The sequence below is a fragment of the Pleionea litopenaei genome (assembly GCF_031198435.1).
GTDB classification, from domain to species: Bacteria; Pseudomonadota; Gammaproteobacteria; order Enterobacterales; family Kangiellaceae; genus Pleionea; species Pleionea litopenaei.
Genome location: NZ_CP133548.1, coordinates 1,138,052 through 1,153,286, shown reverse-complemented (window position 1 = coordinate 1,153,286; position 15,235 = coordinate 1,138,052). Strand labels below are relative to the sequence as shown.

Here is a 15,235-nt window from a genome sequence, read left to right as displayed (position 1 = left end):
AATTTGTGAGTCTGCTTTTTATAAACGAATCTGTGAATGAGCTTGTGAACGAAATTGAGAAAATTGAGTCTTTTGATGAATTTAAGAAACAGCATGGGTTGTCGCAGGAAAACCTATGGTCATGGTTTTATGAATTACATCATAAGACTATTGAAATCAAAAAAGCGTCAGTCGCGAAGGAAAAACTTAAGAAAATAATCTTAACAACTTTCCAAATCAGTCAGCAAAAAGGCTATGCTCTGATGACTTTGCGAGATTTGAGTAAGGCGTCTGGAATAAGTTTAGGTGGAATATACAGTTATATTGGCAGCAAAGAGCAGCTCGCATTAATGATTCATCAGTTCCTACCTTTTATTTTTAAGCGAGTAACCAACAGCGACCTGTTGTTAGAAAACACACAGATATCGCCGAGAAGTCGACTTATTCAGATGATAAAGGAACATGTGTATTTAAGTGAATGGTTGACGCCATGGTTTTTCTTCGCCTACATGGAAGCTAAATATTCGTCGCCCGAAATTAAAAAGGTCGCCTTAAGTAATGAAGCTCAAACACAAGCACTGTTAGAGTCGGTCATAGGTCAATGCTACACAAACACTAAAGATAAACCGCAAGCCTTCTTATTGGCTATGTCATTAAAGTCGCAACTTCAATCTTGGTATTTAAAGCGACCTTTGTACAAAAAGAACCATATTTCTGCTGAGCACTTTATTCATCATTTAGCCAGCGGCTTAATGAAAGGAGATTTGAATGTATAAGGTAACACAAAATAGCCGGACGCAAGATAGACTGCCTGAGCAACCTTTGATCGGTTATCTGTGCAAAGAACTTCCAGACTATTTCAATGACACTAACAATGAGTCTTTTGTCATCGAGCAGTTGCAAGGTGGCGCGTCTAATTTAACTTATCGGGTGTCGCAGGGTGAAACGAGTGTCATTCTACGAAGACCGCCCAGTGGAACAAAGGCTAAAACAGCGCACGATATGGTGCGCGAAGCTCGAGTTATTGCCTCATTAGATGACCATTATTCGGCAGCACCAAAGGTACTCAAGGTCTGTGAAGATCACGATGTTGTCGGCAGTGACTTTTTCTTGATGGATGATATTCGAGGCGACACGATTGGCAAAAAACTGCCATTTGAAGCCTCTCCCGAGCAATGTTCTGAGCTGTGTCTACATTGGGTCCATAAATTAGTCGAGCTGCATTCATTAGACATCACTACGCCTGATATCCGTTCGCTTGGAAAGCCTGAAGGTTATGTTGAAAGACAACTGACTGGCTGGATCGAGCGATACAAGAAAGCGCAAACTCCTGATGTTCCTGATATTGATTTTATTGCTGAGTGGCTGAACGAAAATCTTCCAAAACAATCTACGCGTGCGAGCTTTATTCATAATGACTTTAAGTTTGACAACATGATTTTAGATAAAGACAACCCGACCGAAATCATCGGCGTTGTTGACTGGGAAATGAGTACACTTGGCGACCCTTTATTAGATCTTGGTTGTTCATTGGCTTATTGGGTAGAGGCCAATGATCCTACGGAGTTACAAATGATCCGTCGAATGCCGACGCATTTACCCGGAATGTTTAGCCGTGATCAAGTTTTTGAAGTCTACTGCAAAGAAATGGGATTTAAAGATTTGACCCAGCAGTCAATTAAACCCTATTACATTTTTGGGCTATTTCGTCTCGCCGGAATTGCGCAGCAAATTTATTACCGGTTTTACCATGGTCAAACAGATAACCCTATGTTTAAAGACTTTGGTAAGTTAGTTGGAATTCTAGTCGCAACAGCGATTCGAAACATTCGTGAATTTAATGAAAGCACAAAGGAAGCAACTATGTCACTACAAGCCCAAACGTTATTCGGATTACAAGGGAAAAATGTATTAATTACCGGTGCAAGTCGAGGCATAGGAGAAGCCGTTGCCCGGTTGTTTGTTGCTAACGGTGCGAATGTGATTATTTCGAGTCGAAACCAAGAGGCGTTAGATGAATTAGCTAAAGATATTGGGAGTGACAAGGTCACTGCCATGGCATGTCATATTGGTGAACACGCAGCCATGAGTCAACTGCTCGAGAATATTAAACGTGATTTTGGAAAAATTGATGTGTTGATTAATAACGCAGCCACAAATCCCTTTTTTGGAGAATTGCTCGATACGCCAGATAGTGCAATCGAAAAAACCATTGATGTGAATATCAAAGGTTATTTAACCATGAGTCAGTTAGTCGGCAAGCAGATGCGTGATACCGGTGGTGGCGTAATTATTAATACAGCGTCTGTAAACGGTGTTATTCCTGCGCCCATGCAAGGGATCTACTCCATGACCAAAGCAACGGTGATGTCGATGACCGCTGCTTTAGCAAAAGAGTGCGCTAAGTATAATATTCGTGTTAATGCAGTATTACCTGGTCTAACCGATACTAAGTTTGCGCAAGCCTTAACGAAAAATGAGAAGATGTTGAAAATGATATTGCCGCTCATTCCGATGAATCGAATGGCACAACCTGAAGAAATTGCACCTGCGTTTTTATTCTTAGCGAGTGATGCCGCAAGTTACATTACCGGTGTTCAATTACCCGTTGACGGTGGTTTATTGTGCTAGTGCGAATTAGTATGTTTATGATGCTTTGAGCTTTTTAACTAATTGATTTTAAAGAGCGACATAAAGTAAGCCAGCAACGCTATGCATTGGTGAAGCCAACTTACGACATTGACTTCTTAGTAAAGTTGGGCAAGTATCCTGAGTTGTTTAAAGTTGGGCAAGTATCCTGAGTTGTTTAAAGTTGGACAATATTCTGAGTTGTTTAAAGTTGGATAAGTATCCTGTATCGTTTAAAGTTGCCGTATCATCCTATTGAGTACTGATATTGAATGTTTAATTACAGAAACCAATCAACTGTTATGTCTCTATCTAAGGAAAGAAGATCACAATGAACGAGTTTGACATTATCAAGGAAAAGAAAACCAATGGCGCTAATTATGACTTATCTTCAGAAGATATTATCAATAAATTGATCGATTGGAACTCCAAATATGGTGTTTCAATTAGTCATGTAGATCATAATCGTTTCGAAATTTCATTTACCACTCTACCCGATAACCTTGAGGCTTTAGCTCAAGACATTTATTCATTCTGCCCAGATATCATTGAACAAGGTTATGGCTGTTTAGATGAAATGATTGAAATGTTCGAAGAATCTGAGCAACTTATCCCTGACTCGATTAAAGAGCAAATTGAAGGCGTCGATTTGAATGACGACGGTTATGGTTTAAAAGTCCTTCAGAATGTTATGAGTAAAGACAAGAAATTAGTGTTATGGTGGGATTAAGCATAAACAGTACATGCAGTGGGGTAGTTACGCTGCGCTGCGTTTTACTAATCATTGGCGTATACGTTAAGTGAAAAAGGCACATGAAGATCAATCATATATTTCGATTTGAAAAGCTACGAGATGGAGGTTCTTTGATCGTATCTTTTCAGTCGGATGATTCATGTGAATATTGGCTGATGTATCCTGTAGCGAGTGTTGATCCTAAAGCGCCAAAATTTAAAGAGCCTATACTTATCAATAGGACGACAGGTGTCGAAGTGGAGTTGAGTCGAAGTGGAGCGAAGCAGTGGCTAATAAAACTAAAGCCAATGTTTTATTATCGAGAGGAGCATTCGCATGTATCGAAGCAATCGGAAGAACAAATATTAAATGATATGCTTGCTTTGAGCGAAGAGATTACACAGCAGTAAAGGGAATCAATGTATAACAACACACGCCTGCTTAGGACGTTAGAGCTCCGAGTAAATGGATTCTATGAGCCTAAATTATAGAGAGTATTCAATAGAAGAGCTTGTTGATGTTCTCAATACATTGATAAGGATTAGGTACGAAAATAGTCTAAGTCGAGTTCAAGGATAAGACACAAAGCCTAAATTGATTTAGAAACAATGCTTTTATGCTGAGGTTTATGATGATGGTTCGTTTATTAATGTTGTCTTTGGTGATTATTTCATCCACGTCTATGGCGAATAATACGGTCGAACAGAAAGCTGTGGATGCAGTGTTTGCTAAATGGGACAACCAGGTTTCGCCAGGTGCGGCCGTCGGTATATTTAAAGACGGGAAAATAGTTTATGCACGTGGTTATGGTATGGCCAATTTGGAGTATGACCTGCCTAACAATGAAAACAGTGTGTTTCGCATTGGTTCGACTTCAAAGCAATTCACTGCGGCCTGCATTGTTATGTTGAGTGAACAAGGCAAGCTCAGTTTGGATGATCGCCTGGGTGCATTTTTCTCGGACTTACCTGACCACATGAAAAGCATCACCGTGAAACAATTACTGCATCACACCAGCGGTGTCAGAGATTATTTGATGTTGTCGTATTTAAAAGGGCTGGGTGATGAAGATTATTACACCGATGATGATGTCATTAAGTGGTTGTCGGCGCAGAAAGCATTGAACTTCAAACCCGGTGATGAACACTTGTACAGTAATTCGGGCTACTGGCTATTGGGCCAAATCGTCAAGCAAGTAGCTGGCATGGACATGGCAACTTACGCTGAAAAAGCGTTGTTTAAACCTTTGGGCATGAAAAACACTCACTTTCACAATAATCACAAGCAAGTGGTGAAAAACCGTGCTTCCGGTTATGCGCCCAGTTCAGAAGAAGGCGTTTATGAAATCAGCATGACTAAATTGGACATGATTGGCGATGGTGGCATTTTCACCACCATCAATGACATCAAAATTTGGGACGATGCCTATTATCAATCGAAGGTCTTGCCAGCATCATTTTGGAAGACCATGACCGAAGTTGGTGTTTTGAATAGCGGTGAAGCACTTGATTATGCCGCTGGTTTGTTAATTGGCGAATACAAAGGGCTGAAAACCGTCAGTCATGGCGGTGCGTTTGTTGGTTTCAGGGCTGAACTGCTGCGTTTTCCTGAGCACAAGTTTTCAGTCGCAGTGTTTGCCAACCGAAGTGACGCCAATCCAACGAAGATGGCCTATCAAGTGGCGGATATTTATTTGGCGCAGGCTTTTAAACCCGTCAAAGAAAACGACAAGAAATCGACACAAGCCAACACAGAACAGAAACTCACCCACCAACAAATCGTGGGGCAATATGAAGTCGAAACGGGTATCGTATTAGACATAACTGATGTCGATGGCCAGTTGCATGGCTTTCAAATGTGGAACCAAAAAGAATACGATTTGGTAGCGGTCAGTGACAATAGCAACACTTACCACATCGACGGTGATGACGCCATCAAGTTCACTTTCACCGAAGTTAAAGACAATCAGTCGCAACTGATGACGGTATCGCAAGCTGGCGGTGACTCCCTGTGGAAGCGTGTTAAAGCAGTCGATGTTTCTACTGTCGATATCAATGACTTTGTCGGTAACTATTACAGTGAAGAACTGTATGTGAATTACCAACTGTCAGTGAGTGGCGGGAAAATTTATTTGAAAGTAGCCAATAACACGCCTATCCTAGTCTCAGTCGCAGCTCCAGATACATTGACTCTGCGCAGCATGCTGGCTAATTTTTATAGGCAAGATGGTCAAGTTAAAGGCTTTCATTTAGACGCGGGCCGAGTCAAGAACATTGAGTTTGTCAAAAAATAACGACCTCACTGGGTGGTAAGTATACAAAGGGATGAACCATATCATGTACAAATATTTGTTTTTAGTCGCACTGATATTTCTATTTGCCCAGGAGCTAAGGGCTAACGAAACCCATACCTCAGACGCTGTAGTGGAATTCCCGGCTAACCTTTCGGTATCTGAGTCGGTGTTATCGAGTCCATGGGCGAAACAAATCACTGCTGGCAATGAAGTTTCTTCTGATGAAAATACTGTAAGCACCTGTTGCTTTGGCTGCCCTGAGCCGACAGTGTTAGAGAGGAATGCAAGTGGTTTTTGTTTACCCCTATTTTATGAAACAAGGATTGTGACGAAAACAAAAGAAAGGTTTTCTATCAAGAGTAAGAATGGAGTCAGCTATTTGTATGTCCCTGAAAACACTTTTAACACTTGGTTTAACGTCATTTAAAAGGTCAAAGCTTTATCGAGTTAATTATCCGTAATGCTTCTTTTTAAGAAGCCGAACTTCGCTGATGATCTGATTCTGAACATTGTTTTTTCTGAACGTTGCTTTATCCGAACAAGGTTAGCGCGAACAAGTTTAGTTGTTCACGCTTTCCTTAACGTCAACAGTCATTTTGATGCATCAGCTGAGAGCTTTGTGATGTTACACAGCCTATTTTGCTAAACGAATCACTTCTTTTACCAGCTTTGATATACCGGAAGCTGCTTGAGAGATATTTTCGGCAAGCATGTAAGCGGGTGTAGAGACGACTTTATGTTGTTCATCAACCACCATCTCCGTTACCGGACATTCTACATGGTGTCCGCCCATTTGATTGATTGCTTTGGCTGTTTCTTTGTCCGAACCTATTGTTAAATCGATCGTCTCGTTAAAAATTTTAGGAATCATAGCTGGTGCGATGCAAATAAAACCCATGGGTTTATTAGCACTGGCAAACTTTTGAGCGAATGCCAATACATCAGGGTTGGTGCAACAATCGGCACCTTTGAATGCAAAATCACTGAGGTTTTTCGCTGCGCCAAATCCGCCTGGAAAGATCAAGGCATCGTAGTCATCGGCACTAGCTTTAGCCACATCGATTATAGCTCCTCGAGAGATTCGGGCTGCTTCGACCAGTGCATTTCTTGACTCTGCCATCTCTTCGCCTGTCATATGATTAATGACGTGTGCCTGTTGAACGTTAGGCGCTAAGCAGTCATAGTCAACCTGATTTTGTTCTAAACTCCAAAGGGTTAAAACACTTTCATGGATTTCTGCACCATCAAACACGCCGCAACCGGATAAAACAACCGCAATTTTCATGAGAGGCTCCTTTTTATTAATACTTTCTTAATCGCATAAAATAAGGTAGAACGATTAAGTGTAAACTTTATATAGCTTATTTAAAAGGTGTCTCAAGGACTAGAAGCGCGTTAAGCAGTGTAAAACTGTTAGGTAGATTTCCTAAGGTTAGCAACTAGACTTAACAAGGGAGAAAGGGTTTTTAACTATGTTTAAGCTTGCTTATAAAGTATTAAAGAGTTTTATTGTCATTCCAGTAAAAAGGTTAAGCTTTTTCTTTGCTATCACTTCTGCATTAGCGGTAGTTCAAGAGGGCTGGCAAAATGAGACGCAATTGGTTGCCTATTATCAAGCGTTACGTGATGATCCAAACCAAGTTTTACGTCAACTAGAAGATACTTCCAGTCTTCCAGTTAAAGGGCCATCTCGCGCATTCATTCAACTAATCAAGTCACAAGCGCACATCGCTCTGGTTTATCCTGAAAAAGCGATCATCTCAGCAGATGAAGGCGTAGCGATATTGTGTCCCGAATACAGAAGTGATCTTGCTAGCGTAAACAAAAAGGACTCTTTGTTTCCTGAAGAATGCAACCAATCCAATCAAGGCAATCAGATATTATATCTGCGCCTTTTATTATCGAAGGCATCAGCGCTCGATTTAAAAGGGAATGCTCGTGAGGGAGTACTCATTGCCGAGCAAGTGACTAACATGGCGAAGAACTTAGATGAAGCTGTATATCTAGAATCCTTAGTCACCTACGGACTAATCCAAATATCTTTAGCAAAGTACATCAGCGCATACGAAATGTTGTTGGAGGCCTATCAACGAGCGCCTGATAACCTATCTAAAGATCATCCTTGGCAAAGCAAGGGGGATATTGCTGGTTTACTCGCATTGGTTTTTGAGTACCGAGGGGAGCCAGAAGTTGCGATACGATATTTTGAAGAGGCCGTGAATCACTATCGTCTGTTGAGCCAACGACTCGAATTGAGCATTGCTTTGTATGGTAGCGCTCGAGCCAATAATCGACTAAAGAATTATCATACTGCCGAGCTACAGTTTCAAGAATCGCTTAATTTGGCTCGAGAAATTAAAGATCAACAAGGGGTTGCCTATTCACTTCAAGAGTTAGGTGGAGTGTTAATTGCACAAGAAAAATATGAAGCGGCCATCGATGTTCTAAAGCAAGCAAGTGATAAATTCGCTGAATCAAATAACCCATACATGCTTTTTGGGATTAACTTGAAGTTAAGTCATATTGCCATATTGCAAGAGAGATTAATCGATGCGGAGCTCTATTTCTCAAAGGCTCTAACTTTTCTCGACTCTGACAATATGCCCGAACATAAGCTGCAGGCATTGGAACATGGAGCTAATTTAGCTGCGGCTAATCAACAGTATGAAAAGGCTTTTCGCGACCTATCAGAGGTAAGTCGACAACGTAGAGAGCAAAACCGTCAACAAAGTTTCTCTCGATTACAAGATATCTATGCAGAATATCTAACCTCTCAACAAAAAAAGAGCATGCAACTACAGCAATTAGCGTTGCAGAGAGCAGAAGATCAAAAGCGCTTTATGAGCATTGGAATTGCTTTATTGTTGGTTATTGCAATCTTATTGAGTTTGTTTTTATTTAGGAGTTTTCGCTACCGTCGAACTTTACAACAGATGGCTGAGGTTGATGGCTTAACAAAACTGTTTAATCGACGTCATATTTATCATCTTCTTGCGCAAAGATTTGAACTAATGCGAAGACTAAAAAGCCCTTTAGCCATTGCGTTGTTGGATCTCGATCACTTTAAACAAATTAATGATAGTTTCGGCCACTCCGTTGGTGACCAAGTGCTTAAGCTATTTGCCGAGGTTGCGAGAGCAAGACTACGACAGAGTGATGCGATTGGTCGTGTTGGCGGAGAGGAGTTCATGGTGTTACTGCCAAACACTGATGAAAAAGGCGCAATACGTTTACTGGAGTCCTTACTTTCGGATATTCGACAAATCAGCTCTAAACTGGATCTGGCGACTTTGAACGTTTCTTGTTCAGCCGGTATTGGTGTATTAACTCCGTCAGAGTTTAATGATGAAAGTCATACCGTTCAAACCTACATAGCCAGCTATTTAAAACAAATAGACCAAGCTCTTTATAAGGCAAAGGCGCTTGGTAGAGATCGTATTGAAACAGTATGATATTCACTCTGAAATCGATTGACCATTTCTCAATAGAGTCGACAAGGAGGCGTTAAAATTTACTCCCAATCGGTAGAAAAGGGCGTATAATGCGCTGCAGCAAAAATAACTGATGTACTGATGTAAGGTAGCGCCGTGACTGTTTTATTGCTGATTTTGGTCGGTTTAGGATTTTTATCGATTGTCGTTGAAGACCTAGTTCACATCGACAAAGCCAAGACCACCCTGTTTTTTGGTTCGTTAGTTTGGATTCTCTTCTATATTCATCCCCCACACGAGCTTTCGGTCGAACAAGTACAGCACGCTCTAAACGAGAACCTCCTAGATATTGCGACGCTTTGGTTATTCTTAATGGCTGCGATGACGTTTGTCGCCTATATATCGTCAAAAGGCGTGATTGATGCTTTGGTCAATAAGGTCATGCCGGAGCGAGTGTCTGAACGTAAGTTAATGCTTATAACGGGGCTATTTGCCTTTTTATTCTCATCTTTTGCTGACAATATAACCGCGACCTTGGTGTGTATTGGCGTTCTAATGAGTTTGCCGTTAACGGAGAAGCAACGGCTACGGTATTTAGTGTTGGTGGTTTTTGCGGTCAATGCCGGAGGTGCTAGCCTCATAACGGGCGATGTTACAACCCTAATGATTTTCTTAGCCGGTAAAGTTGAAATTCCAGATTTATTGTTGATTGTGTTACCGGCTATTTTTGCTGTGTTTAGTTTAGCGTTAATGCTGTCATTAACCATGAAAGGGACCTTAACGTTTACCCCGCAAAAAGTTTCTGTATCAGGCAATGACTGGCTGATCTCTGGATTGTTTTTAAGCACCATTGCAGGAACTCTGTTACTCAATGTCTTTTTCACCATACCACCGGTTTTATCGTTTCTTTTCGGTTTATCGTTAATGTTCATGGTGGTTCAGTTTTTAAATAAAGATGAGCCCGTGCTCGATTACATTCGACGAATAGAATTCGATACCTTGCTATTTTTCCTCGGCGTATTGTTGTTAGTAGGCATGCTCAAAGAACTCGGCGTATTAATGTACTTTCCTAAGCTCTATGATGTACTGCCGCCTCTTGCCGCAAACTATGTGGTCGGTTTGTTTAGCGCACTTTTTGACAATGTGCCATTAACCGCCGCATTGCTAAAGTCAGGCGTAGAAATGGACTTGGCAGAATGGTTAGCTTTGACATACGCCGTTGGCGTTGGTGGCTCTTTATTGGTGATTGGCTCTGCTGCCGGTGTCGTGGCAATGAGTAAAGTACAAAGTTTAACGTTTATCAGTTATTTAAGATTTTCGATTTATCTTTTAATCGCTTATACCTTAGGATTTGCAGCAGTCGTTCTTGCTGGGTTTTGGATCAGCTAAGCGTAACGAGAGCCCATTGTCTGACATTAAAAATTCTTTATTGTCAGTCGCCAATAAATTCTTAATACAGCATTGAATACGGAGTAAGTCGTTTTATTCCGTATTTTTAGTTTAAAAAAAACGTCATAAAGATTGCTTTAATTTGTCATATCCAGCGGCAAAAATCGCAAATTAACAATAAATTTCAAGCTGGATAAAAAATGAATAAACGAATTTTAGCATTACCCGCGAGCATTTTGATCGCGCTTCTCAGTGGTTGCAGCGATGATGGAAAAGATGGCTTAGATGGAAGCAACGGCGTCGACGGTATCGACGCACTGATAACTCAAACTCAGTTAGCCGCTGGAGACGCCCAATGTTTCAAAGGCGGAATTCGTATTGACTCCGGACAAGATTCCAATCGCAATGGTCTTTTAGAGGCCAGTGAGATCAATCAAACGACGTTCCAATGTCACGCAGCTCAGGTTAATTCAAACGAAAACTTTAATCGTATTGCTTCTTTCCCGGTGTGTTTGCAAATCGATAACCAATGCAACACTGATGAAGAAACTGCTGCAGAAATTGCTGCGGTCAGTAGTGATGGAATGACTTTAATATACAGTGACAGTCCAAGTGAGCAAATTGGCTTTGTCGATATTTCCAACCCCAATTCGCCATCAGCATTGGGCACTTTAGCGTTAACCGGAGAACCAACATCCGTTGCAACGTTAAATGATTTCGCGTTGGTAGCCGTGAACACATCACAAGATTATGTAAACGTATCTGGTCAACTTGACGTTGTAGACATTGCTTCTCAGGCCCTTGTTACGAGTATTGATCTAGGAGGACAACCGGACTCGATCGCGGTGAGTCCCGATGGTCAGTATGCGGCGGTTGTGATTGAGAATGAACGAGATGAAGACTTAGGTGATGGAGAACCTCCACAGTTACCCGCAGGCGAGTTAATTGTAATCGACTTAAGTGATTCCGACCCGGATAACTGGAGTCTCTCAAGAGTTTCTCTAACTGGCCTTGCCGATCTATACGCCGATGATCCAGAACCAGAATATGTTGATATCAACAGTGACAATCAAGCGGTGGTGACATTACAAGAAAACAACCACATTGTGATTGTTGACTTGGCTTCGGCAACCGTGACCGAATCTTTTTCTGCGGGAACCGTTGATCTGAACTTGATCGATGCAACCGAAGGCGATGGATTAATGATTGAGCAGACGGAATCATTAACCAACATTCCACGAGAGCCAGATGGTGTCTCATGGATCAACAATGATTATTTTGCGACCGCCGATGAAGGTGATCTAAACGGTGGCAGTCGAGGATTTACGGTGTTTCACCGATCGGGTGAGATCGTATGGTCGAGTGGTGCTAGTCTCGATCATTACGCCGCTCGATTTGGTCACTATCCCGATGCGCGTTCGGGCAATAAAGGTAATGAACCTGAAAATATAGAATTGGGTATTTTTGGGGAAGAGCGGTATTTGTTTGTAAACTCTGAACGTTCGAGTTTGATTTTCGTCTACGACGTTGCCGATCCAACGCGCCCGCTATTCAAACAAGTGTTGCCCGCGGCGGCGGCTCCAGAAGGCGGCGTAGCATTACCTTCGCGAAATCTGTTGTTTGTTGCTAGTGAAGAAGATAACCGTGACGACAAAATGCGCTCGGTTATTAATGTCTACCAATACAACTATACTGAAGCCTATTACCCAACGATCGCATCAAGCGATCGTGAGAATGGAACGCCTATACCATGGGCCGCGTTATCGGGACTTGCCGCAGACAATAATATCGTCAGTCGTTTGTACGCCGTTGAAGACAGTTTTTATAATGCTAGTCGAATTTTTACGATTGATACGTCTCGTTCTCCAGCGAGAATTACCACTGAACTTAGGGTCAATGATGAGCAAGCCGTATTTGAAAATTTTGCCGCAGTAGATTTAGCTGACAGTCAAGTTGATGACGATGATCCAACACGTGTTTCCGTGTTCGACATTGCAGACTTAGCAGCCATGATCAATCAAGATAAAACGGTTAACTTGGATTTAGAAGGCATAGCGCAGGCTTCTGATGGTGGTTTTTGGTTAGCATCTGAAGGCTCCGGAACCATTGGCGATACTGACCGGCCAATCAACTCATTGAACTTTATTTTTAAAACCGATGAGCAAGGAACCATCGAGCAAGTCATTACTTTGCCAGAGTCTTTAAACAATCAGCAAGTTCGCTTTGGTTTTGAAGGCATTGCAGAATATGATGACAAGCTCTATGTAGCCATTCAGCGTACTTGGGGAGCTGATGGCAATCCTCGAATAGGGATTTATGATTTAGTCGCCGAAAGCTGGAGTTTCGTATTTTATCCGCTGGATTCAGCGACGTCTCAAAATGGCGGTTGGGTTGGATTATCTGACATATCGTCGTTAGGCAATGGACGTTTCTTAGTGCTAGAGCGAGATAATCAAGCTGGACCAGATGCCTCAATTAAGCGGATCTACGAAATTGATTTATCGAGTCCTGTTGCTAATTCGACCATCACTAAGTCATTAGTTCGTGACTTAATGGCAGACTTAACCTTAGCGGGTGGATTAGTGGTTGAAAAAGTTGAAGGCTTGACGGTCGCTCTTGATGGAAAGGTTTATGTGGTCAACGATAATGATGGCGTTGATGATAACAGCGGTGAGACACAGTTGATCAATCTTGGTTCTCTCTCGTTCTAAACATTAAGTGCGAATATTCCAATAAAAAGCTCATCTTACACGGTGAGCTTTTTTCTATTCTAATTCTCGACATTTTATATTGAGCATCAGCAATCTCACTTATTTATATACGGAGGTAAACTAGAACCTCCGTCAAAGTACTTTCTATTTTTTTTTCTTTTCAGGAGGAAAGTGAGCATTGAATCTCACTAATCCGACCAGTAATTTGTAACTATCCCGCGCCAATAAAGCTTGGTCATTCAAGCTCGCTCATCAAGGTTTAAATCGATTAAAAACTAAATAGAACAACACAAGGAATGAAGCCATGAATAACACCGTGAATAAAAGGGTGGGAATGGGGCGTTACGTTTCGACGATGTATCAACGAGTTAAACGTCGCACAAAATTATTCTCTAAGTCGATAGCCTTAGGTATTCTCATAAATCTTTCAGCAGTGCATGCCGGGCCTCAAGGCTTTGCTACCGTAGATGGCATGACTACCGGTGGAAGTGGCGGAGAGACAATCTATATCAACAATGGAGCTGATTTATATCAAGTGTTGAAAGATAAAAAAATAATGACCAACCACTAACGATTATTATCGATGGTCGTATAACGCCAGAAAATACCGGACAAAAACAAATTGATATAAAACGTGTTAAAAACCTCACCATTCAAGGGCAATTAGGGGGCGCTGAGTTTTCTGGGATTGGAATAAAGATCACCGATTCTCAAAATATTATTCTTCGTAATCTTATTATTCATCATGTTGATATTGGTGCCAAAGATGCGCTAGGAATTGAAGGCGACAGCCATCATATCTGGGTTGACCATAATGAGTTTTTTGCAAGTTTAGCCGTTCATGAAGATTACTATGATAGACTGTTTGATACTAAGCGAGGAGCTAGAAACATTACAGTATCTTACAATTATTTTCATGATAGCTGGAAAGCCAGCTTGCATGGCTCGAGTGACAGTGATTGGGGTGAGCGAAAAATTACCTTTCATCACAATCGATTCGAAAATATAAATTCTCGAGCACCTTTATTTCGTTTTGGCATCGGTCATGTCTTTAATAATTATTACTTGAACGTTCAAGACTCAGGTATCAATAGTCGCATGGATGCTAAGTTAAGAGTCGAACAGAATGTGTTTGAACAAAGTCATAATCCTATCGTCTCCTTTTATAGCGATCGAGTAGGGTATTGGGATTTACGAAATAACCTACTCGACGGAGTTTCTTGGAAGGCTTCAAGTGATGGCGAGATCGCTGGTGAGGCAATGAAATCAACGACCTCCGTTGAATTACCTTATCGTTATTATATGGATCCAAGTCACTGTGTAAGAGAAATGGTGTTGGCGGCAGCGGGAGCCGGAAAAGGCCTTGTGCGCTCAGATGGTCAATGTAACCTAGTACCGGACGGTTCTACCAACCCTCCAGAGCCACCAACACCACCGAATCCTGAACCACCAAACGATGGAGATAACTTAGCGCTCAACGCGGGTTCTGATGGCAGTAGCGAACAGTCAGGCAGTAGTTATTCGAACGTTCGTGATGGAGATTTGAATTCCTTTTGGATGCCAAGAAGTGCAACTCAAGAGAGCATTTCAATTAAACGCATGCAACCCTTCAATAAAATTATTATTCGTGAAAGAAACTTCGCAACGCGAAGTTGGCGCTTGATCGATGAGTCGAACCAAGTAACGCTAGCAGCGGGCGAACAATTAGGACCTGAAACGGTGATTCAAGGTTTGCCATTGCTATCCATTGACAAAGTGACTTTAGCGATCGATCACGCATCAAAGCTAGTGCAAATCGCTGAATTTGAGCTTTACCATTCTACTGCGTCTGACACGATGAAGTGGCTTCCGAAAGAGGCTATGCTTTGCTCAAGCGAACATCAGTTCTGCGCGTTTGAAGGTGTTAAAACAGTCTATTATGGTGCTGCGGACCGCTATTATATTCAAATTCATCGTGATGGTGTTCATTGTAACAATCAAGTATTTGGTGACCCATTATTCGGAACCATTAAATCTTGTTTCGTTTTGCCTTGAATTATTTAAGATTGAAGGCATCAAGAGCAAATGAGCT

General features: G+C 41.6%; 12 protein-coding genes. 11 read left to right on the top strand and 1 reads right to left on the bottom strand.

Annotated features, from left to right (window positions below; genetic code table 11):
* Nucleotides 1-5 precede the first annotated feature (5 nt).
* From Q9312_RS05105 to Q9312_RS05080, 6 genes are all read left to right on the top strand, one after another.
* Nucleotides 6-755: a TetR/AcrR family transcriptional regulator gene (locus tag Q9312_RS05105; RefSeq protein WP_309203503.1), complete on the top strand. Its 750-nt coding sequence runs from the start codon at nt 6-8 to the stop codon at nt 753-755.
* Nucleotides 748-2,610: a glucose 1-dehydrogenase gene (locus Q9312_RS05100; protein ID WP_309203502.1), complete on the top strand. Its 1,863-nt coding sequence runs from the start codon at nt 748-750 to the stop codon at nt 2,608-2,610. The genes Q9312_RS05105 and Q9312_RS05100 overlap by 8 nt, the downstream gene beginning before the upstream one ends.
* 328 nt (nt 2,611-2,938) lie before the next feature.
* The gene (locus Q9312_RS05095; protein ID WP_309203501.1) at nt 2,939-3,337 is read left to right on the top strand and encodes a DUF4253 domain-containing protein; all 399 of its coding nucleotides are present in this window, start codon (nt 2,939-2,941) and stop codon (nt 3,335-3,337) included.
* An 83-nt stretch (nt 3,338-3,420) separates the two neighbouring features.
* Nucleotides 3,421-3,750, top strand: a complete 330-nt coding sequence (locus Q9312_RS05090) for a hypothetical protein (protein WP_309203500.1) — start codon at nt 3,421-3,423, stop codon at nt 3,748-3,750.
* A gap of 218 nt (nt 3,751-3,968) precedes the next feature.
* On the top strand, nt 3,969-5,633 hold the full coding sequence (locus Q9312_RS05085; RefSeq protein WP_309203498.1) for a serine hydrolase domain-containing protein: 1,665 nt from the start codon (nt 3,969-3,971) through the stop codon (nt 5,631-5,633).
* A gap of 43 nt (nt 5,634-5,676) precedes the next feature.
* Complete coding sequence (locus Q9312_RS05080) at nt 5,677-6,060, top strand: hypothetical protein (protein WP_309203497.1); 384 nt, start codon at nt 5,677-5,679, stop codon at nt 6,058-6,060.
* 207 nt (nt 6,061-6,267) lie between these two features.
* On the opposite strand, the gene elbB is transcribed toward Q9312_RS05080, so the two are convergent.
* Nucleotides 6,268-6,918 (bottom strand): isoprenoid biosynthesis glyoxalase ElbB, encoded by a 651-nt coding sequence (gene elbB / locus Q9312_RS05075; protein WP_309203496.1) that lies wholly within the window; start codon nt 6,916-6,918, stop codon nt 6,268-6,270.
* A gap of 187 nt (nt 6,919-7,105) precedes the next feature.
* Between elbB and Q9312_RS05070 the strand changes: the two genes are divergently transcribed.
* From Q9312_RS05070 to Q9312_RS05050, 5 genes are all read left to right on the top strand, one after another.
* A complete protein-coding gene (locus Q9312_RS05070) occupies nt 7,106-9,085 on the top strand; it encodes a diguanylate cyclase (protein WP_309203495.1) in 1,980 nt (659 codons plus the stop codon).
* A gap of 135 nt (nt 9,086-9,220) precedes the next feature.
* A complete protein-coding gene (nhaD, locus tag Q9312_RS05065; RefSeq protein WP_309203494.1) occupies nt 9,221-10,453 on the top strand; it encodes a sodium:proton antiporter NhaD in 1,233 nt (410 codons plus the stop codon).
* Nucleotides 10,454-10,653: 200 nt separating this feature from the next.
* Nucleotides 10,654-13,164 (top strand): esterase-like activity of phytase family protein, encoded by a 2,511-nt coding sequence (locus Q9312_RS05060; RefSeq protein ID WP_309203493.1) that lies wholly within the window; start codon nt 10,654-10,656, stop codon nt 13,162-13,164.
* 304 nt (nt 13,165-13,468) lie between these two features.
* Nucleotides 13,469-13,735 carry a hypothetical protein gene (locus Q9312_RS05055; RefSeq protein WP_309203492.1) on the top strand — a complete coding sequence of 89 codons (267 nt, stop codon included), beginning with the start codon at nt 13,469-13,471 and terminating at the stop codon, nt 13,733-13,735.
* 2 nt (nt 13,736-13,737) lie between these two features.
* The gene (locus Q9312_RS05050; RefSeq protein ID WP_309204475.1) at nt 13,738-15,198 is read left to right on the top strand and encodes a pectate lyase family protein; all 1,461 of its coding nucleotides are present in this window, start codon (nt 13,738-13,740) and stop codon (nt 15,196-15,198) included.
* The last annotated feature ends 37 nt before the right edge of the window (nt 15,199-15,235 follow it).